Origin of the sequence: Mesorhizobium sp. KACC 23794, from assembly GCF_052180275.1 — a bacterium.
GTDB lineage: Bacteria > Pseudomonadota > Alphaproteobacteria > Rhizobiales > Rhizobiaceae > Kumtagia.
In genome coordinates, this window is sequence record NZ_CP197465.1 from 3574927 (window position 1) to 3596804 (window position 21878).

At 62.9% G+C, this 21878-nt stretch carries 22 protein-coding genes; 14 read left to right on the plus strand and 8 right to left on the minus strand.

The genetic code is table 11. The annotated features are described in order from the left end of the window. Positions 1-94: 94 nt before the first annotated feature. Positions 95-787 (plus strand): winged helix-turn-helix transcriptional regulator, encoded by a 693-nt coding sequence (locus ACSBOB_RS17485; RefSeq protein WP_442577377.1) that lies wholly within the window; start codon positions 95-97, stop codon positions 785-787. 98 nt (positions 788-885) lie between these two features. Then, entirely contained in the window at positions 886-1482 is a 597-nt protein-coding gene (locus ACSBOB_RS17490; protein ID WP_442577378.1) for a glutathione S-transferase family protein, read from the plus strand. Between the two features lie 100 nt (positions 1483-1582). Here the strand turns inward: ACSBOB_RS17490 and ACSBOB_RS17495 are convergent, their stop codons facing one another. After that, positions 1583-2248 (minus strand): outer membrane protein, encoded by a 666-nt coding sequence (locus tag ACSBOB_RS17495; protein WP_442577379.1) that lies wholly within the window; start codon positions 2246-2248, stop codon positions 1583-1585. Positions 2249-2655: 407 nt separating this feature from the next. Between ACSBOB_RS17495 and ACSBOB_RS17500 the strand changes: the two genes are divergently transcribed. The 6 genes from ACSBOB_RS17500 to tnpA all read left to right on the plus strand — a co-directional run bounded on the left by ACSBOB_RS17500 (position 2656) and on the right by tnpA (position 7749). Beyond that, positions 2656-3414, plus strand: coding sequence for an SDR family oxidoreductase (locus ACSBOB_RS17500; protein WP_442577380.1), 759 nt, complete (start codon positions 2656-2658; stop codon positions 3412-3414). Between the two features lie 74 nt (positions 3415-3488). Continuing rightward, entirely contained in the window at positions 3489-5504 is a 2016-nt protein-coding gene (gene uvrC / locus ACSBOB_RS17505) for an excinuclease ABC subunit UvrC (RefSeq protein WP_442583756.1), read from the plus strand. Positions 5505-5851: 347 nt separating this feature from the next. After that, positions 5852-6448 (plus strand): CDP-diacylglycerol--glycerol-3-phosphate 3-phosphatidyltransferase, encoded by a 597-nt coding sequence (pgsA, locus tag ACSBOB_RS17510; protein ID WP_442577381.1) that lies wholly within the window; start codon positions 5852-5854, stop codon positions 6446-6448. Next, a complete protein-coding gene (gene moaD / locus ACSBOB_RS17515; RefSeq protein ID WP_442577382.1) occupies positions 6445-6711 on the plus strand; it encodes a molybdopterin converting factor subunit 1 in 267 nt (88 codons plus the stop codon). The genes pgsA and moaD overlap by 4 nt, the downstream gene beginning before the upstream one ends. Positions 6712-6714: 3 nt before the next feature. Next, the gene (locus ACSBOB_RS17520) at positions 6715-7188 is read left to right on the plus strand and encodes a molybdenum cofactor biosynthesis protein MoaE (RefSeq protein ID WP_442577383.1); all 474 of its coding nucleotides are present in this window, start codon (positions 6715-6717) and stop codon (positions 7186-7188) included. Between the two features lie 132 nt (positions 7189-7320). Next, positions 7321-7749, plus strand: a complete 429-nt coding sequence (tnpA, locus tag ACSBOB_RS17525) for an IS200/IS605 family transposase (protein ID WP_442577384.1) — start codon at positions 7321-7323, stop codon at positions 7747-7749. Positions 7750-8132: 383 nt separating this feature from the next. On the opposite strand, the gene ACSBOB_RS17530 is transcribed toward tnpA, so the two are convergent. Beyond that, positions 8133-8276 carry a hypothetical protein gene (locus ACSBOB_RS17530; RefSeq protein WP_442577385.1) on the minus strand — a complete coding sequence of 48 codons (144 nt, stop codon included), beginning with the start codon at positions 8274-8276 and terminating at the stop codon, positions 8133-8135. Between the two features lie 87 nt (positions 8277-8363). Here ACSBOB_RS17530 and ACSBOB_RS17535 point away from each other — a divergent pair, with 87 nt between their 5' ends. Beyond that, entirely contained in the window at positions 8364-10133 is a 1770-nt protein-coding gene (locus ACSBOB_RS17535; RefSeq protein WP_442577386.1) for a putative bifunctional diguanylate cyclase/phosphodiesterase, read from the plus strand. A 301-nt stretch (positions 10134-10434) separates the two neighbouring features. Here the strand turns inward: ACSBOB_RS17535 and ndk are convergent, their stop codons facing one another. Together ndk and ACSBOB_RS17545 are read right to left on the minus strand one after the other, a co-directional pair. Next, the gene (gene ndk / locus ACSBOB_RS17540; RefSeq protein WP_442577387.1) at positions 10435-10857 is read right to left on the minus strand and encodes a nucleoside-diphosphate kinase; all 423 of its coding nucleotides are present in this window, start codon (positions 10855-10857) and stop codon (positions 10435-10437) included. Positions 10858-10941: 84 nt separating this feature from the next. Beyond that, the gene (locus tag ACSBOB_RS17545) at positions 10942-11634 is read right to left on the minus strand and encodes a glutathione S-transferase family protein (RefSeq protein WP_442577388.1); all 693 of its coding nucleotides are present in this window, start codon (positions 11632-11634) and stop codon (positions 10942-10944) included. A 68-nt stretch (positions 11635-11702) separates the two neighbouring features. On the opposite strand from ACSBOB_RS17545, the gene ACSBOB_RS17550 reads away from it, so the two are divergent. Then, positions 11703-12215 carry a DinB family protein gene (locus tag ACSBOB_RS17550; protein ID WP_442577389.1) on the plus strand — a complete coding sequence of 171 codons (513 nt, stop codon included), beginning with the start codon at positions 11703-11705 and terminating at the stop codon, positions 12213-12215. 25 nt (positions 12216-12240) lie between these two features. On the opposite strand, the gene vapC is transcribed toward ACSBOB_RS17550, so the two are convergent. Both vapC and ACSBOB_RS17560 read right to left on the minus strand, forming a co-directional pair. Then, positions 12241-12642 (minus strand): type II toxin-antitoxin system VapC family toxin, encoded by a 402-nt coding sequence (vapC, locus tag ACSBOB_RS17555; RefSeq protein ID WP_442577390.1) that lies wholly within the window; start codon positions 12640-12642, stop codon positions 12241-12243. Further along, positions 12639-12794, minus strand: coding sequence for a type II toxin-antitoxin system VapB family antitoxin (locus tag ACSBOB_RS17560; protein WP_442577391.1), 156 nt, complete (start codon positions 12792-12794; stop codon positions 12639-12641). Before ACSBOB_RS17560 ends, vapC begins: the two co-directional genes overlap by 4 nt. 151 nt (positions 12795-12945) lie before the next feature. Here ACSBOB_RS17560 and ACSBOB_RS17565 point away from each other — a divergent pair, with 151 nt between their 5' ends. After that, positions 12946-14823: an ABC-F family ATP-binding cassette domain-containing protein gene (locus ACSBOB_RS17565; protein WP_442577392.1), complete on the plus strand. Its 1878-nt coding sequence runs from the start codon at positions 12946-12948 to the stop codon at positions 14821-14823. Positions 14824-15405: 582 nt separating this feature from the next. Here the strand turns inward: ACSBOB_RS17565 and ACSBOB_RS17570 are convergent. Together ACSBOB_RS17570 and ACSBOB_RS17575 are read right to left on the minus strand one after the other, a co-directional pair. Beyond that, the gene (locus tag ACSBOB_RS17570) at positions 15406-16854 is read right to left on the minus strand and encodes a calcium-binding protein (RefSeq protein WP_442577393.1); all 1449 of its coding nucleotides are present in this window, start codon (positions 16852-16854) and stop codon (positions 15406-15408) included. Between the two features lie 511 nt (positions 16855-17365). Beyond that, a complete protein-coding gene (locus ACSBOB_RS17575) occupies positions 17366-18289 on the minus strand; it encodes a LysR substrate-binding domain-containing protein (protein ID WP_442577394.1) in 924 nt (307 codons plus the stop codon). 94 nt (positions 18290-18383) lie between these two features. On the opposite strand from ACSBOB_RS17575, the gene ACSBOB_RS17580 reads away from it, so the two are divergent. The 3 genes from ACSBOB_RS17580 to ACSBOB_RS17590 all read left to right on the plus strand — a co-directional run bounded on the left by ACSBOB_RS17580 (position 18384) and on the right by ACSBOB_RS17590 (position 21844). Then, the gene (locus ACSBOB_RS17580; protein ID WP_442577395.1) at positions 18384-18578 is read left to right on the plus strand and encodes a hypothetical protein; all 195 of its coding nucleotides are present in this window, start codon (positions 18384-18386) and stop codon (positions 18576-18578) included. A 91-nt stretch (positions 18579-18669) separates the two neighbouring features. After that, positions 18670-19056 (plus strand): membrane protein insertion efficiency factor YidD, encoded by a 387-nt coding sequence (gene yidD, locus ACSBOB_RS17585; protein WP_442583757.1) that lies wholly within the window; start codon positions 18670-18672, stop codon positions 19054-19056. A 286-nt stretch (positions 19057-19342) separates the two neighbouring features. Next, positions 19343-21844: a calcium-binding protein gene (locus tag ACSBOB_RS17590; protein WP_442577396.1), complete on the plus strand. Its 2502-nt coding sequence runs from the start codon at positions 19343-19345 to the stop codon at positions 21842-21844. Positions 21845-21878 lie beyond the last annotated feature (34 nt).

Sequence of the window (21878 nt, forward strand, 5' to 3'; positions counted from 1 at the left end):
GTTTGAGGCGCCTGCCTCGCGGTGAGTGCGTGGCCTGGTGGCAATCTCAACACATCTTCTGTATTCTCAGACAAACTTTCCCTACGGAGGATATATGGAAGACCATGGTGGATACGGGCAGTTCTGTCCCGTCTCGATGGCAGCCGAAGTGTTGTGCACACGCTGGACCATGCTGGTGGTGCGTGAGCTGCTCTACGGCTCGAAACGCTTCAACGATCTGCGGCGCGGCGTTCCCCGCATGTCACCGGCGCTACTGTCCAAACGCCTGAAAGATCTTGAAAAATGCGGGATCATCGTCGCCGTGCCCGGCGACCGGAGCGGCATGGAATACCGGCTTTCGGCGGCCGGCGAGGAACTGAGGCCCGTCGTCCTGTCGATGGGGCTGTGGGGGCACCGCTGGGTGGAATCGCGGCTCACCCTGAAGAATCTCGACCCGTCGCTGCTGATGTGGGACATCCGCCGCAAACTCAACCCGGAGCCGTTGCCGCCGGGACGCTGCACGATTCAGTTTCAGTACCCCGAATTGCCCGATACGCAGAAGAACTGGTGGCTGGTCATCGACGCGGGCACCGTGGATCTGTGCAATTTCGATCCGGGCTATGATCTGAACCTGCTGGTGCGCAGTTCGCTGTACACCATGACGGCGATCTGGATGGGTATCGTGCCGATCCCTTCCGAGATTGCCGCCGGGCGCCTTGTTCTGGAAGGCGAGCGGCCGGTGGCCAAGGCCATGCAGCAATGGATGGGCTTCAGCCCGTTCGTCGGGGAACAGCGCGCAGTGGCGTGAGAGCCTTGGCCCAGCGGCGGGAAAACCGCCGTGGCCAGATTGCTTCGGACGGCGTTCGGCCATAGCTTCGCCGGCGTCTGACCGGAGATTTTTGTCGAATGCCGAAAGTGCTTTATTCGCCTGCGTCCCCCTACAGCGCCAAGGTACGTATGGCGGCCGCGCAGGCGGGGGTGGCGGTGGACCTGCTGAAAGTCGAGACCGGCCCGCAGCCGCCGGAACTGACCGCCGTCAATCCGCTGGGCAAAATCCCCTGCATGGTGCTGGACGACGGCCAGTCGCTGTTCGACAGCCGCGCCATTACCCAGCATCTCAACCGTGTCTCAGGCAACGCGCTGTTCCCGCGCAACCCGGACAAGCGGCTCGATGCCGAGCGCCTCGAAGCCTGGGCCGATGGCATCTGCGACTGCCTTCTTGCCCATGTCTACGAGCGCCGCATGCGCCCGGCCGAAAAGGTCCACCAGCCCTGGCTCGACCTGCAATGGGGAAAGGTCGCGCGCTCGCTCGACCTGCTCAACCAGAATCCGCCGCGGGTCGGCAAGAAGCCGAACGCCGGCCACATCGCGCTGCGCGCCGCGCTGGGCTACCTCGACCTGCGCTTCGCCGGCCAATGGGAGCGCGGGCGCGTCAAGCTCAAGCGCTGGGCCGCCCGCTTCGACGAGAAGTTTCCGGAGCTGAAGGCTTACCTGCCGGCGTGAAGACGACGACGTTTCCCCACCCTCCAGGGCTGGAAATCCGCACACGATAAAAAGGCCGGGTGCAAGCACCCGGCCTTTCCTGTCTGCGATGCGTTCCGGCCTAGAAGTGAATGCCGACGCCGACCTGGACGCGATGGTCGGAGGCGTCGACCTTGTGGCCGCCGCCGACATCGAAGTTCTGGCTGCCATAGTCGGTGTAGCGGTACTCGACGCGGCCGAAGACCTTCTCGGTGAGGTTGATGTCGGTTCCGACGCCCGCGGTCCAGCCGAGCTGGGTCTGCGAGTCCTCGTCGCCCGCGGCCTTCACCGTCATGCGCTTGGCGGCGCCGCCGGCGGTCACATAGGCCAGCACGTCCGGGGTGACGGTGTAGCCGAGACGGCCGCGCAACGAGCCGTCGACGCCGCCTTTCACCTCGGTACCGTGCTTCTTGCCTTCTACGCCGCTATAGCCGACATCGCCTTCGACACCGGCGATCACGCCGTTGCCCATGTCGAAATTGTAGCCGGCGAAGCCACCGCCGACGAAGCCGTCAGTGCTGGCAGTGTATCCAGTGGCGTCGTCATGCGAACGGCCGGCAAATCCATAGCCGGCGGTGATGCCCGCATAGGCGCCTCCCCAACTGGCGACCGGTGGCACGTCCATCGGCACCGCGGGCTCCGGCACTGTCTCGATAGCGTCCGCGGCGTAGGCAGAGGTGATGCCCATGAACGCGATGAGGCCGAGGGCGGTCACAGCGGGGCGTGCGAATTTAAGTCTGGCTGACATTTTGGTCTCCTTAGCCACAGGATACTCAGGACGCTGTGGTCACGTTCGGAAGAGCCCCGGCCCGGGACGGGAGGAACGGGCGCGGTGCTCGCCGGTTCCGAATATCGGACCCGATTGCGGCTGCAGGGCACCGTAAGTTTGATCATTCGCTGGCGCCAATATGGCTGGAATTCGGCGTTGCGCCGGTGCAACAGCGCACTGTCAGCAGGTTGACGCCGATCCCCGCCGTGCCGCTTGGTGCAAGGCTTTGCGCGTCCTATATTGCAGCTTCCGCAAGGCCGATTCAGTCGTCTCGGGCAGGTGATCGAGGCGATTTCGCCATATTCCCGCCCGATGAGCGAATGACCGGTAAACGGCTTTTTCGGCGTCCGCCCGCAGGCGCCCAAGAACAATGAAGGTTGGAAACAGTGTCTGAAACGAACGTGCTGGTGACGGGAGGTGCGAGACGCATCGGCCGCGTCATCGCTGGGGATCTCGCCCGGCATGGTTTCGGCGTTGCCATCCATTGCAACAATTCGCGCGACGAGGGCGCGGCGCTCGTGGACGGGATAGTCGGGCAGGGCGGCCGGGCGGTACTGGTCGCCGGCGATCTAACCGACATGGCCGTGCCCGCCCGACTCGTAGAACAAGCCGAGGCAGCGCTCGGCCCGCTGTCGATCGTCGTCAACAACGCTTCGATCTTCAAGGACGACGCCGTGACCGATTTCGACTGGGAGGTCTGGGACCGGCATTTCGCCATCCACGCCAAGGCCCCTGTGGCGCTGGCGAGGGCGTTGGCCGAGCGCTTGCGGCCGGACGCCGAGGGGCTTGTCGTCAACATCGTCGACCAGCGGGTGCTGCACCCCAATCCGCGCTATTTCTCCTACGCTCTGTCGAAGTCGACGCTGTGGGCGGCAACCCAAACCATGGCTCAGGCGCTGGCGCCGCGCATCCGCGTCAACGCCATCGGTCCAGGCCCGACCTTCGCCAATGAAAAACAGCAGCCGGGCGATTTCCAGGCGCAGGTCGAGGCGCTCATTCTCAGGCGGGGACCGGCGCTGGCCGAATTCGGCGCGACGATCCGCTATCTCTGGCAGGCGCGTTCCATCACCGGCCAGATGATCGCCCTCGACGGCGGCCAGCATCTTGCCTGGGAGACGCCCGACGTGTCAGGCATGGTCGAATGAGTCCAGCCCCCCGCCAGATCAGGATGCCGCCGATTCCGAAGCAGGATCAGGCGTCGGACGATGTTGCCGGCTATATGCCCGGCGCAGAGACCGACGAGGATGAGGACGTCGCGGTCGAGCCGGTTGCTGCCGCAGGCCCGGATATCCCCTTCACCGCCATAGACTGGAGCGCCACGCACGGCAGCGACGCCGACGGCAAGGTCGGCGCCGACGTCATCCAGACGCTGGTGAAGCGCCTGCCCAACGCGCCCGGTGTCTACCGCATGATGAATGCAGCCGGCGACGTACTTTATGTCGGCAAGGCGCGCAGCCTGAAGAAGCGCGTCACCAATTATGCGCAGGGCCGCTTCCACACCAACCGCATCGGCCGCATGGTGCGCGAGACCGCCACCATGGAATTCGTGGTGACCCGCACCGAGATCGAGGCGCTTCTGCTCGAAGCGAACATGATCAAGCGCTTGCGGCCGCGTTTCAATGTATTGCTGCGCGACGACAAGTCGTTCCCCTATATCGTGGTCACCGGCGATCATGCCGCGCCTGGCATCTTCAAGCATCGCGGCGCGCGCTCCCGCAAGGGCGACTACTTTGGCCCGTTCGCCTCGGCCGGCGCAGTCGGCCGCACGATTAACGCATTGCAGCGGGCGTTCCTTCTAAGAACTTGCACCGATTCGGTTTTCGAGACCCGCACGCGGCCCTGCCTGCTTTTTCAGATCAAGCGCTGCTCCGGGCCCTGCACCGGCGAGGTTTCGGTGCCCGACTATGCGGAACTGGTCGGCGAGGCCAAGGACTTCCTCTCCGGCCGCAGCCAGAAGGTGAAGACCCAGATCGCCGACGCCATGCAGATGGCGTCCGACGATCTCGATTTCGAGCGCGCCGCCGTCTACCGCGACCGCCTGTCGGCGCTGTCGCATGTCCAGAGCCACCAGGGCATCAACCCGCAATCGGTCGACGAGGCCGACGTCTTTGCGCTGCACCAGGAAGGCGGCCAGGTCTGCATCCAGGTCTTCTTCTTCCGCACCGGCCAGAACTGGGGCAACCGCGCCTATTTCCCGAAGGCCGATCCGGCGCTGGAGGGCGGCGAGGTGCTGGGCTCGTTCATCGCCCAGTTCTACGACGACAAGCCGTGTCCGCGGGCGATCCTGCTGGCGCAGGAGGTCGAGGAACAGGATCTGCTGGGCGAGGCGCTGTCGACCCGCGCCGGCCACAAGGTGGCGATCAGCGTTCCGAAGCGCGGCGAGAAGAAGGATTTGACCGACCACGCCCTGCAGAACGCCCGAGAGGCCTTGGCGCGGCGGCTGGCCGAGACATCGACCCAGGGCCGCCTGCTGGAAGGGCTGAAGGAGACGTTCGGTCTTGCGAAGGCGCCCACCCGCATCGAGGTCTACGACAACTCCCACATAATGGGCACCAATGCCGTCGGCGCGATGATCGTCGCCGGTCCCGAAGGCTTCGTGAAGAACCAGTACCGAAAATTCAACATCCGCTCGACAGACATCACCCCGGGCGACGATTTTGGCATGATGCGCGAGGTCATGGAGCGTCGCTTCTCACGGCTGCTCAAGGAGGCGCAGGCCGAAGGCGAGACCGCTGCGGCCGCCGGTCCCGAAGACGATGAAGCGGGAAGCGGGGCTTTCCCGGCCTGGCCGGACGTGATCCTCATCGACGGCGGCCAGGGCCAGATGTCGGCCGTTCGCTCCATGCTGGAAAATCTCGGCATCGCCAACCGCGTCACCGCCATCGGCGTCGCCAAGGGCCGCGACCGCGAAGCCGGCCGCGAGCAGTTCTTCGCCGAGGGCAAACCGTCCTTCTCGCTGCCGGTGCGCGACCCCGTGCTCTATTTCGTCCAGCGCCTACGCGACGAGGCCCATCGCTTCGCCATCGGCTCCCACCGCGCCCGCCGCAAGAAGGAGATGACCAAGAACCCGCTCGACGAGATCGCCGGCATCGGCCCCGGCCGCAAGCGCGCGCTGCTGCTCGCCTTCGGAACGGCCAAGGCGGTCAGCCGCGCGGCGATGGACGATCTCATGGCGGTGGAGGGCATTTCGGAAGCGGTTGCGAAAGCGGTCTACAACCATTTTCACGAGAATTGACCGGCCGGATGCGGCTGAGGAAAATCGTCAGGCAGGCGCCAACGAAATCAGCCGCGTCGACAAGCCGCAAGCGGGTATCGTGACGTACATGGCACGCTTTTCGGGCCGAAAAAGAAGTCCGTCAGCGGTTTTTTGATACGCTGATCGAGTAGCCTCATGAAAACGTTGATTCTTCCCGACTTCACAGGTTTGGCGGAACGGCGAGCCAGACCGGATTGTCCGGGGACAAATCAGCATCACGCCCGATCGAAAGCCCTTGCATTACAGTCTGGTCCATCCGATTTGGCCAGTTGACCCCCTACGTCCCCGTCTGATTTGAGTACGGCTAGGCGAAAGCGACGAAAAATATGGCAAGACGCGCGTTCAATCTCCCGAATATGCTGACCTACGGGCGGATTCTTGCGGTTCCGCTGGTCGTCCTGTGCTTTTTCCTGGACGGCCGCCTGCAATCCAGCGAATTCGCCCGCTGGAGCGCCTTCGCGATTTTCATCCTGGCCAGCATCACCGATTATCTGGACGGCTACCTAGCAAGGGCCTGGAAGCAGACCTCCAACATCGGCCGCATGCTCGATCCGATCGCCGACAAGCTGCTGGTCGCCACCTGCCTGCTGCTGCTTGCCGCCGACACCGACCATCGCGGCGGCATCGCCGGCTGGTCGCTGTGGGCGGCGATCATCATCCTCTGCCGGGAAATCCTGGTTTCCGGCCTGCGCGAATACCTTGCCGAGCTCAAGGTCAGCGTGCCGGTGACCAAGCTCGCCAAGTGGAAGACAACCGCGCAAATGGTTGCGATCGCTTTTCTTTTGCTCGGTCCCGTCGGCGACGAGATCATGCCCTACTGGACGCAGATCGGCCTGTTCCTGCTTTGGGTTTCGGCCATCCTGACCCTATATACCGGCTACGACTATTTTCGCGCCGGCGTGAAGCATATCGTGGACGAATGAGCGACCAGACCGTCAGACTGATCTATTTCGCCTGGGTGCGCGAGCGCATTGGGCTCTCCGGCGAAGAGGTGGTTTTGCCTCCCGAGGTGAAATCCGTCCGTGAGCTTCTGGCATGGCTGCAGGGCAGGGGCGAGGGTTATGGCAATGCCCTCAGATACCCCGACGCCATCCGCGTCGCCATCAACCAGGAGCATGTCGACCATCGGGAAAGGCTGGCCGGCGCTCGTGAGATCGCGCTCTTCCCGCCGATGACGGGCGGCTGATCGGTGTCGGGTATCGAGCCCACCGTGCGCATCCAGCGGGAGGATTTCGACACCGCGGCCGAGATCGCCCGGCTGGGCGAGGGCCGGTCCGACGTCGGGGCAATCGTAACGTTTTCAGGGCTTTGCCGCGATGAAGCGGGCACGCTGGCGGCGCTTGAGCTGGAACATTATCCCGGCATGGCCGAAGCCGAGATCGCCCGCATCGCCAGGGAGGCGGCCGACCGCTGGCCGGTGACCGGCCTCACCGCCATCCATCGCTTCGGCCGGATCCAGCCCGGCGAAAACATCGTGCTGGTGGTCGCAGCCTCGTCGCACCGGCAGGCGGCATTCGAGGCGGCCTCCTTCCTGATGGACTATCTGAAGACCCGCGCTCCGTTTTGGAAGAAGGAGCACCGCCGGGACGGCAGCGTCGGCGACTGGGTCGAGGCGAAGGACACCGATCAGGCCGCGACGCTCCGCTGGCAGGCTGCGCCCTAGAAAAGGCTCGGCTTTTCGATCTTTGGGCAGTCGTCTTCGGCACCGATTTGTTTAGAGTCCCCGATAGGGGATCAGGAAACCCCACGCCTTTAGGCGGCTGGGATTGAGTCGCATCCTGTGTAGATTGGCTTTATGGAAGCGTACAAGCGTGGCAGCCCCACAGCTTGGGACTGTAAGTATCATCTGGTGTGGGTGACGAAGTACCGCTACGCGGTGCTTGGCGGTGATGTCGGCAACCGCTGCCGAGAATTGCTACGGGAGACTGCGCGAGCGCACGAGATGGTCATTCACGCCGGGTCGATCAACCGTGACCATGTGCATATGCTGTTGTCGATCCCGCCGCGCCTGTCTGTATCGCGCGCCGTGCAGTACCTGAAAGGGCGCAGTTCGCACAAGTTGCTGAGTGAGTTCGGGATATTGCACAAGCGCTACTGGGGTCAGCATCTGTGGGCGCGGGGCTATTGGGTGACGACGAGCGGCAACGTCACGGACGAGATGTGGATGGAGTACATTAAGAACCAGATGCCACCCGAGCCCGATGACGAGTTCAACGTGACGTGAGTGAATGCCGCGTCCGCCGACGGCGGACCGATCCGGCTTTGAGCCGTAACCCGAAGCCACCGCCTCTTAGGCGGTGGAGCATTCACACTATTCTAATGACCGCGTTCTACCCTGCGATCGGTTAACGGTCCCGCGTTGACGATGCAATCGCTGTTGAGCCTCTATGATCTGGCGGATGGAAGGACTTGGCTTCTCGCGGCGAATCTCGTCCTCATGGCGCTGCTTGCCTTCTGGATGTTCCGATACCGCCGACTTTATCTGAAGGCGGCTTATGATCGCGAGAACAACCGGGAACTGATCGAAAACCTTTCCGAGGGCATCTACCGGTCCTTGCCGGACGGGCGGCAGCTGAGCGGCAACAAGGCCCTGGTCAGGCTCAACGGCTACGACAGCGAAGCGGAACTGCTCGCCAGCGTCCACGACATCGCAAGGAGTGGTACGTCCAGCCAGACCGGCGCAGCCAGTTCCGCGCGATCCTGCACCGGGACGGCAAGGTCGAGGATTTTGTATCGGAAATCTACCGGCACAAGACCCGCGAGCGAATCTGGATCACCGAGTCCGCCCGGCTCGTTTATAACGAGAAGACCGGCAAGCCGCTCTTCTATGAAGGGTCGGTGCGCGACATCACCGAGACGATCAAGCGGATAGGCCTGGAGGAGCAGTTCGGGAAGCTGACCCAACGTCTCCCCATCGGCCTCTTCCATTTCGTCCGGCGTGGCGATGGGCAGAGCGATATACTTTACCTTTCCGAGGGCGCGTCGCGCGTCAGTGGCATCCCCCGCGAACGGCAGATTGCAAATCCGCTGGCGTTCCACGACTTGGTGCTTGAGGAGGACAGGCCGCGTTACTTCGAAAGCTACCTCAAGTCAGCCGAGCATCAGGTTCCGTGGGATTGCGAATTCCGCATCCGCACGGGCGACGGCATCGAGAAGTGGGTGCGGATCAACGCCAGCACCGAAATCTCCAACGGTGAAATGCACTGGTACGGCTACATCTCCGATATCTCCATCCGCAAGAGGCAGGAGATGGAGATCGAGGAACTGGCCTATTACGATCCGCTGACGAAGCTGCCGAACCGCCGGATGTTCCTGAACCGCATGTCCGAGGTGCTGGCGCATTGCCATGGCAGTGGCGAGCATGCGTCTATGCTGTTCATCGACCTCGACAATTTCAAGATGCTGAACGACACACAAGGCCACGACATGGGCGACTTGCTGCTGGTCCAGGTGGCGGACCGGCTGCGCCGCTGCGTCGCGCCGCGCGACCTTGTCGCCCGCATCGGCGGTGATGAGTTCGTGGTCGTTCTGGACGAAGCAGAAAAGGATTCCGCGCTGGCGACCGTCAAGGCGATTTCCACCGGCAACCGCATCCTGACCGAGTTGAGCCGCAGCTTCGACATAAGCGGCCGGCATCATGTCGCTTCGGCCAGCATCGGCGTGGTCGTTTTCGACGGGGCCCGACAGCGCGCCGACGAGATCATGAAGCGTGCCGACCTCGCAATGTACCAGGCGAAGGCGGCCGGCCGGAACGGCCTCGCGCTTTTCGATGCGGCGAACATGGACCGCCAGTCACAGCGCTTCGAACTGCTGGCGGATCTGCGCAATGCTTTCGTGCGCCATCAGCTCGAGCTTCACTATCAGCCGCAAGTCGATTTCACCGGGCGTGTCATGGCGGCCGAGGGGCTGATACGCTGGAACCATCCGACCAGGGGCCAGGTGCGCCCCGACCAGTTCATCGCGCTTGCCGAACAGTATGGCCTGAACGACGATCTTACCCGCTTCGTGTTCGATGCGGGTTTTGGCGCTCTGGCCGAATGGAGCGCGCGGCCGGAACTGAGCCATTTGCGGCTCTCGCTTAATGTGAGCGTGCAATCGTTTTCCAACGACGACTTCCTGCCCATGGTGCGCGCGCTCATCCAGCAGCACGGGATCGACCCCCGCATGCTGACCTTTGAGCTGACCGAACATGTGATGGCCAAGGATCATCAGCATGTGCGGCGGCGCATGGCGGAGATCAAGGAACTCGGAATACGTCTTTCGCTCGACGATTTCGGCACCGGCTATTCGTCGCTGGCCTACCTGAAGCAGCTGCCTTTCGACGAAGTGAAGATAGACGGCGGCTTTGTCGCCGACATAGAGAACTCGGAGAGCGACCGGGCGCTGGTCAAGACCATACTGGCGATCGCGCGCACGCTCGGGCTGAAATCGGTGGCCGAGCATGTCGAGAACGTCCGCCAGGAGGCGTTCCTGCGCGCCTTCGGCTGCGACTATCTGCAGGGCCATCTCTACAGCAGGGCGCTGCCGCCGCTGGAATTCGAGAAACTGTTCCAGCCGGCCGCAATCGACCGCGAGGTGGTCGACGAAATGAAGCGCAAACTCGCGTGACGCAGCCGGCAATGGCCGGCATCGGGAGGCGAAAGCAAGAAGAGCCGGTGCGGCACCGGCTCTTCAATGAAATCAGATGATTGCTTCTGTTTCCGGACCCGGCGTCTCAACCCGGATCGATTTCCAGCGAGCGATTGTCATCGAATGGCGACAGCGGCGCCGTCGTCAGGCGAAGACGAAATCCGAACTCCATTCGATCTGCGACAAGTTCAGCCCTGCCTCGGATGCGTCCGGTGGAGGGAGGTATCTACCTTAACGCGAGGCCCTGGTCGGCCTCGCGTTTGTCACATGGTGAACGAGATCAGCCGACGATCTCGGTGTCGGAGAACCAGTAACGGATCTCCTGGGCGGCGGTCTCCGGGGCATCCGAACCATGCACGGAGTTTTCGCCGATCGACAGCGCGTGCACCTTGCGCACGGTTCCCTCGGCGGCGTTGGCCGGATTGGTCGCGCCCATGACTTCGCGGTTCCTCGCGATGGCGTTTTCGCCCTCCAGGACCTGAACGATGGTCGGCGCCGACGACATGAACTCCACCAGTTCGCCGAAGAACGGCCGTTCCTTGTGGACGGCATAAAAACCCTCGGCCTCGCGGCGGCTCATCCACACGCGCTTGGACGCGATGACGCGCAGGCCGGCGTCTTCCAGCATCTTGGTGATCGCACCGGTAAGATTGCGGCGGGTGGCATCGGGTTTGATCATCGAGAAGGTGCGTTCGATCGCCATTTTGTATCCTTATGAACCATCGGGAAGGGAGGTGGCGGAGCCTATACAGGCCGCCTATCGCCTTGCCAAGGGGATGTAGGCCGCTCAGGCGGCGGCTGCGGCGCGTCTTCCTACGCCGCCGTGCAGGTCGAGGCAGCGTTCGAACCAGGCGGTGACCGGATCGTCTGCCGTAAGTACCTGGAACGGCGATACGACGCGGACCCACTGGAAGGCGCCGAACACGATGTAGTCGGCAAACAGTGGCGAGGTGCCGCCGATGAACGGCTGGTAGGACAGCATGCTGCGCAGAGGTTCGAGCCCGGCCTGGAAGGCCGCGCGTTTTTGATCGCGGTCGCCGGGCACCTCCTCGATCGGCCTGCCGAAGCGTTTTTCGCGGCTCTGCCGGAAATAAGCCTGGTCGACGGGCGCCAGCATGCCGTGGATATCCATCAGCGCCGCAGCGCCCAGGAACGGGTGCACCGTCAACTGCGACCAGCGCTCGATGAAGCGCGCCATGGCGACGCCGCCCGGACCGCCGAACAGGCTCGGGTGGTCCGGATAGATCTCTTCCAGGTAGACGGCGATGTCGAAGGAATCCGCGACGACGCGGTCGCCGTCGCGGATGACGGGGACGGTTTTGGAAGCGCTGTCCTCCACCAGCGGCACCTGCGTGAACGGCGTCGCGACCGTCTTGTAGGGCAGGCCCATGTGCGCCAGCGACATCACCGTCTTCCAGCAATGCGGGCTGAAGGGCCGTGATGCATCGGTTCCGGCGAGTTCATAAAGCAGAATGGTCATTGGCGGCTCTCGATTTGGCGACTAGGACTGCTGCGACTTTTGCCGCGCCGAACCCAAAAGGGAAGCCGATGAAGCAGCATTTCGAGATGTTCGCCGCCTACAACCGTTGGGCCAACCAGCGCATCTACGATGCTGCCGCCGACCTGTCGCAGGAGGAATTCGACCGCGACACCGGCGCCTTCTTCAAATCGGCGATGGGCACGCTGAACCACTTGCTGGTGACCGACCGGATCTGGATGAAGCGGTTCAGCGGGCTGGGCGACGCGCCCGCGGCGCTGGACGCCATCCTGTTCACGGATTTCGAAAAACTGCGGCAGGCGCGGATCGCGGAAGACGCGCGCATTTCCGGATGGATCGACGGCCTGACGGCAAAACAACTCGCCGGCCGCTTCACTTACACGACGCTATCGGACATGCGGACGATCTCGCAGCGGCTGGCGCCGGCGCTGGCGCATGTCTTCAACCACCAGACCCATCATCGCGGCCAGATGCACACGATCTTCACGGTGCTGGGCAAGCCAAGCATTTCGCTGGACCTGGCGTATTTCCAGCGGACGGAGGAGGGCAGGGAGTTTGCGTGACGCAGCCGATCCCGTTCGGCGCCGATCAGACCTGGGTCTCGAAAGCCTGAAGTCCGAGTTCGGATTCCATTACGGTGAAGTCACGGTCGTTGTGCAACAGAGGCACGCCGTTTTCGATACACCAGGTGGCAATGATCATGTCGATGGTGCCGCGAATGGTGACGCCCTTGCCGCGCAACCGGCGGTAGTTCTCCGCCGCCTTGCCGGCGATCTCGATCCCGCATAGATTTCTGGTTGGAAGGCGCAGCAGGGCCGATGCGATCAGCTTCTCTTCTCTTGCGCCCTTGATGCCTTGTAGGACTTCTGCGGCGATCAAGTCGCCCATCAGAACTTTCTTGGCGACCAGCAAATTATCCAGCGCGACGGTATGCGTTGAATCGGCCTGCCTGAAGAACGCGATCCATACCGACGTATCGACGAGGATCAAAAGCGGTCGCGCCGCATTGCATCGAGGTCGCCCTCCCATTCGACCTTGCCGCGCAAACTGCGCAGGGTGTCGATGGCGCGCTGCTGCCTCAACTGATCGCGCACGGCGTTGTTAACGGCTTCTTTCATGGTCTTGGCGCCGGTGAGGGCCATCAACTCCTTCAAGACCTTTTCGTCGATATCTATGTTCGTGCGCATGCCCGGCTCTCGATGTGTATTTCTATCCTCAGAATACACCTCATGCCATCATTGTTCAACGCCTGCCCTTGCCCTTGCTCCAGCCTTCGGCCAAAAGCGCCTTGCCATGCTGACCATCACCGACCTTTCGCTCCGCATCGCCGGGCGCCTGCTTATCGACCACGCCTCGCTGACGCTGCCTTCGGGCACGAAGGCCGGGCTTGTCGGCCGCAACGGCACCGGCAAGACCACGCTGTTCAAGGCGATCACCGGCGAGCTTTCGCCCGAGACCGGCTCGATCGGCCTGCCGAAGAACGTTCGCATCGGCCAGGTCGCCCAGGAGGCGCCGGGGACCGAGGAGCCGCTGATCGACATCGTGCTGAAGGCCGACGTCGAGCGCACCGCATTGCTGGCCGAGGAGCAGACCGCGACCGACCCGCACCGCATCGCCGAGATTCACATAAGGTTGGCCGACATCGACGCGCATTCGGCGGAATCGCGCGCGGCGACCATTCTGTCGGGCCTCGGCTTCGATGCTGAAGCGCAGCAGCGGCCGGCATCGTCCTTCTCCGGCGGCTGGCGCATGCGCGTGGCGCTCGCCGCGGTTCTGTTTGCCGAGCCGGACCTGCTGCTTCTCGACGAGCCGACCAACTACCTGGATCTCGAAGGCACGCTGTGGCTGGAAACCTATGTCGCCAAGTACCCTCACACCGTGCTGCTGATCAGCCATGACCGCGACCTCCTCAACAGCGCGGTCAACTCGATCATCCACCTCGACAAGCAGAAGCTGACCTTCTGGCGCGGCGGCTACGACCAGTTCGAGCGCCAGCTTTCCGAGCAGCGCGAGTTGCAGGAGAAGGGCCGGGTCAAGCAGGAAGCGGCGCGCAAGCATCTGCAGTCCTTCGTCGACCGCTTCCGGGCCAAGGCCTCCAAGGCGCGCCAGGCGCAGTCGCGCATCAAGGCGCTGGAGAAGATGAAGCCGATCTCGGCGCTGGTCGACGACACGGTGCGGCCGTTCAGTTTTCCGGAGCCGGTGAAGACGGTGGCGTCTCCGATCGTCGCACTCGACCACGTCAATGTCGGCTATCAGCCGGGCAAGCCCATCCTGAAGAAGATGACGCTGCGCATCGACGCCGACGACCGCATCGCGCTGCTCGGCGCCAACGGCAACGGCAAGTCGACCTTTGCAAAACTGCTTTCCGGCCGGCTGAAGCCTGACAGCGGCACCATGACGGTGGCGCCGGGCCTGAAGGTGGCGATCTTCGCGCAGCATCAGCTCGACGATCTTCGTCCGGAGGAGAACGCCTACGAGCATGTGCGCCGGCTGATGCCGGAGGCCCCCGAATCCAGGGTGCGCGGCCGCGTCGCGCAGTTCGGGCTGACGACGGAGAAGATGAACACGCCCGCCAAGGACCTTTCCGGCGGCGAAAAGGCGCGCCTGCTGATGGGGCTCGCCGCCTTCGAGGGACCGAACCTCTTCATCTTCGACGAGCCGACCAACCACCTCGACATCGACAGCCGTGAGTCGCTCATCCATGCGCTCAACGAGTATCCCGGCGCGGTGATCCTCATCTCGCACGATCGCCACCTGCTCGAGGCGACGGCCGACCGGCTGTGGTTGGTCAAGGACGGCCACGTCAATCCGTATGATGGCGATCTGGCTGATTATCGCCAGCAGGTCACCGGCGTGTCCGGCGACCGCAAGGAACGGCGCGAGGCCGAGAAGGCGTCGAAGGCCGACCGCCGCCGCGAGGCGGCAGCACGCAGGGCGAGCGCCGAACCGCTCGCCAAGGAGATTCGCGCGACCGAGGCGCTGATGGATCGGCTGCGCAAGCGCATCGACACGCTCGAAGATGAGTTGGCGAACCCGGCCGTTTACGAGAAGGATCCGTCGACCGCCACGCGCCTCGCCAAGGAGCGCTCGCAGCTTTCGGCACAACTCACGCAGCACGAGGAGCGCTGGCTGACCATGTCGGCGGAATACGAAGAGGCGACGGCGGAGTAGGAGACAAGGGCTCGGGGAGGATCTCCTCCCAAGGCTGTTATCCTGGCGCCCAGATCCGTTTACCCATCCGGATTGATGATGTTTTTCGGAGGATTGCCAACGAGGTTGCGCAGGCCGCGGCGTATTCTGTCAATCCTCTCCCCCTTGCGAAGCGTCTGAGCTTGTCGACGTCCCGAATGGCGATCGACCGATCGTCGGTCTTCACCTGCCCGGCCCCGCAAAGCGATGTTCACGCAGACCTTCGATCAGGTGATGCTGCCACCCGGGAGCCATGTCATGGGCATGCCGAACCGCGACGGTCAGGGTGCCTACTTACCGATGACAGCGGAAGGCGACCGGACAGGTGTCATTTGACCTTTTTCGTTTAGGGATGATTTACCATGCCGAGCGACCGCTGTGCGCGCTTGGTTTTGGGGCCTGAAGCGCATCGGCGACTCAGATAGCGGGGGAGTTGGCCGGGCTCACCGCACATCAGCACCCGGCGAACTCAGGCAACTTATCGCCGGTGTTGAGGTGAGCCCGTCCACCTTTCCGCAGCCAGGCCCACCTGGTGGCCAATTTGGCCACCAGTTGTTCAATGGATCAGATCACCACGAAGTCGGCCGCCGTAAGCGTCGGCGATCCGGTGAGCGACGCAAACTTGATCGCGGTGAATGCGCTGCCCGAACCATCCCTGTCGTAGAACAGGCTGCCAGTGTCCGAATTGTAGAGGATCCGGTCGTTGGCATCGATCGCTGCAACGGCGACATCCTTGAAGGCGCTGCCCGCCAAGGCCCCTGTCGGCAGGACCGTGAATATCGCATCGTCGAGTTGTATCGTGTCGTCGACAAGGTTGAAATCGGTGATCTTGTCCACATTGGTCGTGGCGTTCAGGGCCGTGTTGAAGACGAAGAAGTCGGCGCCCGAGGAGCCGGTCAGCGTGTCGTTGCCGGCGTTGCCCTTGATGGTGTCGTTGCCGAGGGAGCCGTTGATGACGTTGGCCCCGCTGTTGCCCTCGAGCGTGTCGGCGTGGCTTGAACCCGTCAGGTTCTCGATGGAGCTATAACTGTCGCCGGCGGCGTCGCCTGTGTTGATGGCCGGATTGGCTAGGCTGACCACGACGCCGGCCGACGCGCCGGCATACGAGGCGGTGTCGCCGCCGGCCCCGCCGTTCAGTTTATCGGCGCCTTTGCCGCCGATCAGCGTATCGGACCCGTCCATGCCATAAAGCGCATCGTTGCCGGACGCCCCGTTGAGGACGTTGTTGCCGGTGTTGCCGATCAGGCTGTCCGTGGACCCGCTGCCGATCAGGTTCTCGATCGAGTTGAAGGTGTCGCCTGCCGCGTCGCCGGTGTTCTGGGTGGCGTCGCCGAGATTGACCTTCACCGCCGACCCGCCGGCGTAGGAGGCCGTATCGACGCCGGTTCCGCCGCTGAGATAGTCCGCGCCGACGCCTCCAGTCAGCGTGTCGTCGCCGTCCTGGCCGTAGATCTTGTCGTTTCCGCCGAAGCCTGACAGGCGGTCATTGCCAGCGGCGCCCCTTATGTCGTCCACCACGTTGCCGCCTTCGAACACGTCCGCGCCGCTACTGCCGAAGAAGGTATAGGGGAGGCCGGCGATGAGGTTCTCCAGCCCAGACGTGTCGCCATCCGTGAAGACGTCGAGGAAAGCGTTGCGAACCTGCGAATCACTCAGGTTCAGACTGAGGCCGGTGACGTCGAACACCGTGTTGCCGCTCGGCGGGTACGTACCACTAAAGGTGGCGCCCGCGCGCACTATGGTGAGCGACGTTATGACGCCGGAAAACGGATAGAAGCCGAAGAACGGGTCGTAGCCGAGATTGGTACCGCGCACGACGATGGAGTGCGGGCTCAGCGAGAAGACGCCAGGTGACGTCTGGGTGTTGGCTCCGAAGATAAAGCCGCTGCTCGACTGAAACGAGAAATCGCCTCCAGCATTGTCGGATTGAACGATCGATTGTGTCAGCTGATCGTAAGGGCTCCCCGAAAGACCTTCGCTCTGGGCTGAAACACGTTGCGTGACTATGGGCATGATAGCCCCCCTTTCTTTGCAAAAATCATCGGCCTTGCCAAAACCCCGATGGCCGATGCCAGCGCTATATGACAGAGGATTGCCCGGTAAGTCTTTATGAAATTTAACATCCCTCCTCAAAAAGCTTGAAGATATTTCCGGGAAGGGATGGAGGCCCGCAATCCTAAGTCTACATGGAAGATAAACTGGAAATCGGCCGCCGAACCACATGCCGTTTCCGATCGAGGCTCCGGAAGCTGCCGCCTTGTCGCGTCGCATCCCCGTGGCATTTCGGACTTAACCCTCGTGTTGCCGCTGGTGCTGCGCTGGTCCTCTCCGGATGGTGTCGGCCATTTCATTGGGCGTCGGCCTGCCGGCACTGTGGTTGGTGGCGGCATCAGGATTGCCGTCGTCCTCAATTCAACTGCGTCGCGAGAGGCACCGGAAAGCCTCTGGCGGGCGCCGTCGTCACATCAATCAAGTGCCGATAAGTTTTCCTCTTCAATTGGGTCGAGCCGTCGTGCGCTGAGTCTCAGGCGGCGGTGCCTTCCGGCTGGTTTGCGGCCTGACCGGCATGCACCTCGGCGAACAGCCATTCGGCGAAGGCTGTCGCCGGCTCGCTGAGGCGACCGAAATCCGGAGCGACGACCCAGTAGGCGCCGTAGGGCATTTCGGTCGGGAAAGGGGCGACCAGCCGCCCGGCCTCGAGGTCGGGTCTGCACAACAGCCAGCAGCCGAGCGCAATGCCATGGCCGAGCGCGGCGCTCTGGGCAGCAAGGGCGGCGTCGGGGAGGATCGGCCCGCGCTGCGGTTCGACATCTTCGACGCCGACCTCCCTGAACCAGTCCGACCAGCCGTCCCGATTGTCCTCGTGGATCAACGTGTAGTTGCAGAGGTCGGCGGGGACGACGACCGGCGGGCCGGAGGCAAGGGCCGAGGGGGCGAGTACCGGCATCTTGCCACAAAAGGTGAGGTGCCGGGACTGCGTCCGCGGCCATGAACTGGCGTGGAGGCTATGGCGGATCGCCAGATCCACCGCGTGCCCACGGAAATCGGTCAATTGCGGGCTGGCGTCGAGGGAAACGTCGATGTCCGGCCTGGCAGCGTTGAACAAATGCAGCCGCGGCAGCAACCACGCGGCGGCGAAGGACGGCTCGACGCTGACCGTCACCACATGCTGGGCAGGCCGGCTGATGATCTCGCCAAGCCGCTGGTCGATAGCGTCGAAGCTCGCGGTCAGTTGGCTGAGCAGGTGTTTTCCGGTTTCCGTCAACGCCACCTTCCGGTGCAGGCGGTCGAACAGCGGCTTTTCGAGCAGGGCTTCGAGTTCGCGGATCTGCCGGCTGATGGCGGCCTGCGAGACGAACAGTTCGTCGGCGGCGCGGCTGAAGCTCAGATGGCGGCCCGCCGCTTCGAAGCTGCGCAGGGCGGTGAGCGGCAGGCGACCGCGTTTCATTTCGCATAACCTCAAGTCATTCGAACGCGAAATTATACTCGTTTGAAGACGAACACCAGCGGCGGTTTAATCCTCTTCAGAAGGAGATCTGGTCATGAACGCCTATCTGGATATCTTCGGTGACGTGCTTCGCCTCGTGACTTTCCAGGTGCGTGAGCGTCCCTTGCGGCAGGCGTTTCCGGAGGTCGATTGTGCAGTCCCGGACAGGGCGCGCCGTTTCCATTCGGCCAGCGCAGTTGCCACGGCTTCGCGAAGCGGCAGAACATTGTCCTCCGCGCCGACAGCATAGGAGTGGCGCAGCACATCCGACATGAACCGCGGCTCGAAACAAACCGTGGAATTGGTTGCCGAAGCCGCCTCTGAAGCATTATTTGAAGCCGATGTGCAATCAATGCCGGCATGACGCTGGAAAACGACCACCTCCCGCCACAGGGCGCAACTGGCCCGACCCGTGGCGACCGACACCGGGCCGGCTGCTAGGCGTTTCGATCGTGCGGCTCTACCAGCTGACGCTGTCGGGTTTCGTCGGCAATTCATGCCGGCACCTGCCGACCTGCTCTGAATATGCCTATGAGGCGATAGCGCGTCATGGCCTGTGGGCGGGCGGCTGGATGGGCCTGTTCCGCTTGGCGCGCTGCGGCCCTGGCGGCACCAGCGGCATCGACAACGTGCCTGAGCGGCTGGCGGCTTTCTATCGATGGTTCATGCCGTGGCGGTACTGGGCAATCGGAAAGAAGCGGGGAGACGGCAGCGATCTGCGATCTTGATGAGCTACGCCGGCCCCGGTTCGCTCCAGGCATTGCCCCGCGCCCACGTATCTACCGACGTATCTGAAACAATCGAGTCCTTGCAGCCGCTTTGTAACACTTTACGAGATGCTGCTTGAAACATTGCCCGAAATAGCCTGAAACATTGGCTACAATGTAGCGAAAGAGGCGAAAAACTCCAGATACGGGCATTCCCTACAAAGCCCTCCATCGAACGCGAGCCATTCCCGGCTCGACGGGACAAAAAAGAGGGGCGGCCCGCAGCCGCTTCATGATGGAGACGGAAATGGCAATCGACAAAATCATCATCGGCAATGACAGCGACCAAGGTGGCGAGTGGGTCAACTACCCGATCATCGGCCCTATCTACGAAGGCGAGCTGGTCGGCAGCGACGCCTACAACGAGATGATCCTCGGCAAGGGTGGCAATGACTCCATCTGGGGCTGGGACGGCAACGATGAGCTCTACGGCGACGACGGCAACGATTTTCTGGTCGGCAACAACGGCAACGACAAGCTGTGGGGCGGCAACGGCCACGACTATATGAGCGGCGACGACGACCTGGGCGATGGTGCGATCGGAAACGATTATCTCTGGGGCGGCAGCGGCAACGACCAGATGTTCGGCGACAAGGGCGACGACGTTCTCTACGGTGAAGCCGATCACGATGAGCTCTTCGGCGAAGAGGGTAACGACAAGCTCGACGGAGGCGCAGGCCACGACAAGCTCGACGGTGGTGACGGAAACGACGAACTCTACGGCCGCGACGGTGACGACACGCTTCTGGGGGGCGCTGGCAGCGACAAGATGTGGGGCGGCTCCGGTACGAACAATTTCGACGGCGGCGCTGGCGACGACATCTACTATCTGCAGAGCGCGACCGACAAGGTCATCGGCGACTCCAGCGGTTATGATGTTGTCTACACGAACTACAGCGTCGACCTTTCCACCGGTGGCGCCGGCATCGAGAAGGTGGTTGTCCAGTCGACCACCGGCGCCACGGTCACCGGCAACTCTCTCTCCAACGTCATGATCGGCGGCTCGGGCAAGGACACGCTGATTGGCGGCCACGGAAATGACAAGCTCGACGGCGGCGCCGGCGCCGACGTCATGAAGGGCGGCACCGGGTCCGACACCTACACGGTCGACAATGCCGGCGACGTGGTGGACGAAACCGGCGGCGACGTAGCGGTCGACATGGTCCTTCTGCAGGGAAATGTCGCGCTCAATCTCAGCAATGCGGCCCAGGTCAAGGGTAATGTCGAGAACGTGGTCTATACCGGCTCCGGCGGTTTCGGCGTGACCATCACGGGCAACGGCCTCGACAACGTCCTCGAAGCCATCAAGTCGTGGTCTTCCACGCTGAGCGGCGGCGACGGCAACGATACGCTCTACGGCGGCATCGGCGAGGACCTGCTCATTGGCGGCAACGGCGACGACAAGATGGCCGGCGGAACCGGAAGCGACATCTACGAGGTCAATTCGTCCAAGGACGTCGCGACCGAACTGAAGGACAGCGGCACCGCCGATACCATCCGTAGCTGGATCAACTGGACGCTCGGCGACAACATCGAGAACGGCGAGATCATCGATCACAACTCCGGACGGACGCTGACCGGCAATGCTCTCGCCAACAAACTCACCGGCAATAACGGCGACGACCATCTCTACGGCAAGGACGGAAACGACGCCCTGTACGGTGGCAACGGCAACGATGTGCTCGACGGCGGCAAGGGCGACGACGTGATGGAAGGCTACGCCGGCGACGACATCTATTACGTGGACTCCGTATCCGACACGGTCGTCGAACTGAACGGCGCGGGCATCGACGAGGTCCGCACGACCCTGTCCTCCTACACCTTGGGGCAGAATATCGAGAACCTCGAATACATCTATGCCAACGACTTCCTCGGCGTAGGCAACGAACTGGACAACCGGATGGAGGGAGACGACGGTGCGGACCGGCTGTTCGGCATGGACGGCCACGATACCCTGTACGGCTACAACGGCAACGACAAGCTGTATGGTGCCGACGGCAACGACATCTTGAACGGTGGCGCCGGGGGCGACCTCATGAACGGCGGCAACGGCATCGACAAGGTGTCCTATGCCGGAGCAACCGGCGGCGTGTCGGTGGATCTGGTGAACCAGTCGGTCGGCGGCGCCGGTGCGCTCAACGACACGATCGTCTCGATCGAGGGCGTGATCGGTTCGGATTTCGGCGACATCGTCTATGGCGGTTCCTGGTCGGAGAGCTTCGCTGGCGGCAAGGGCAATGACCTGCTCTTCGGCAGCCTCGGCTCAGACAGCTTCAGCGGCGGTGAGGGCAGCGATGCCGTCTCCTATGCGGGCTCGAATGCCGCGGTGCAGATCGATCTTTTCGCCGGCACCGCCACTGGCGGCTTTGCCCAGGGAGACAAGCTCTCTTCGGTCGAGAGCGTTTCCGGCTCGGCGTTCGCCGACAAGCTCTATGGCAACGGTGCCGACAATGTGCTTTCCGGCGGCATGGGAATCGACCGGTTGTTCGGCCGTGGCGGTAACGACACGCTAACCGGCGGCGGCGATGCGGATTACTTCGTGTTCAAGGGCGAGACCGGCCAGGACAAGATCCAGGACTTCGCCGACGGCGTGGATATCCTGCAGTTCTACGATCTGACCTATGCCGATCTGAGCTTCTCGGAAACCCAGCTTGGCACGACCATAAGCATTGCCGGGACGGACGACAGCGTATTTCTGCTCAATGTGCATGCATCGCAACTCACCCAGGCGGATTTCAGCTTTATCTGACAGGCAAATCCTCAATGTTACGACGGGCCGGCCC

Excerpts from the sequence above, each read along its gene's own strand:
- ACSBOB_RS17580 (WP_442577395.1), top strand. The coding sequence starts at position 18,384 with ATGAACGCCTATCTGGATATCTTCGGTGACGTGCTTCGCCTCGTGACT.
- ACSBOB_RS17545 (WP_442577388.1), bottom strand. The coding sequence starts at position 11,634 with ATGACCATTCTGCTTTATGAACTCGCCGGAACCGATGCATCACGGCCC.
- ACSBOB_RS17495 (WP_442577379.1), bottom strand. The coding sequence starts at position 2,248 with ATGTCAGCCAGACTTAAATTCGCACGCCCCGCTGTGACCGCCCTCGGC.
- pgsA (WP_442577381.1), top strand. The coding sequence starts at position 5,852 with ATGGCAAGACGCGCGTTCAATCTCCCGAATATGCTGACCTACGGGCGG.
- ACSBOB_RS17490 (WP_442577378.1), top strand. The coding sequence starts at position 886 with ATGCCGAAAGTGCTTTATTCGCCTGCGTCCCCCTACAGCGCCAAGGTA.
- ACSBOB_RS17485 (WP_442577377.1), top strand. The coding sequence starts at position 95 with ATGGAAGACCATGGTGGATACGGGCAGTTCTGTCCCGTCTCGATGGCA.
- uvrC (WP_442583756.1), top strand. The coding sequence starts at position 3,489 with ATGCCCGGCGCAGAGACCGACGAGGATGAGGACGTCGCGGTCGAGCCG.
- moaD (WP_442577382.1), top strand. The coding sequence starts at position 6,445 with ATGAGCGACCAGACCGTCAGACTGATCTATTTCGCCTGGGTGCGCGAG.
- ACSBOB_RS17560 (WP_442577391.1), bottom strand. The coding sequence starts at position 12,794 with ATGGCCCTCACCGGCGCCAAGACCATGAAAGAAGCCGTTAACAACGCC.
- tnpA (WP_442577384.1), top strand. The coding sequence starts at position 7,321 with ATGGAAGCGTACAAGCGTGGCAGCCCCACAGCTTGGGACTGTAAGTAT.
- ACSBOB_RS17590 (WP_442577396.1), top strand. The coding sequence starts at position 19,343 with ATGGCAATCGACAAAATCATCATCGGCAATGACAGCGACCAAGGTGGC.
- ndk (WP_442577387.1), bottom strand. The coding sequence starts at position 10,857 with ATGGCGATCGAACGCACCTTCTCGATGATCAAACCCGATGCCACCCGC.
- ACSBOB_RS17575 (WP_442577394.1), bottom strand. The coding sequence starts at position 18,289 with ATGAAACGCGGTCGCCTGCCGCTCACCGCCCTGCGCAGCTTCGAAGCG.
- ACSBOB_RS17565 (WP_442577392.1), top strand. The coding sequence starts at position 12,946 with ATGCTGACCATCACCGACCTTTCGCTCCGCATCGCCGGGCGCCTGCTT.
- ACSBOB_RS17550 (WP_442577389.1), top strand. The coding sequence starts at position 11,703 with ATGAAGCAGCATTTCGAGATGTTCGCCGCCTACAACCGTTGGGCCAAC.
- yidD (WP_442583757.1), top strand. The coding sequence starts at position 18,670 with ATGTGCAATCAATGCCGGCATGACGCTGGAAAACGACCACCTCCCGCC.
- ACSBOB_RS17570 (WP_442577393.1), bottom strand. The coding sequence starts at position 16,854 with ATGCCCATAGTCACGCAACGTGTTTCAGCCCAGAGCGAAGGTCTTTCG.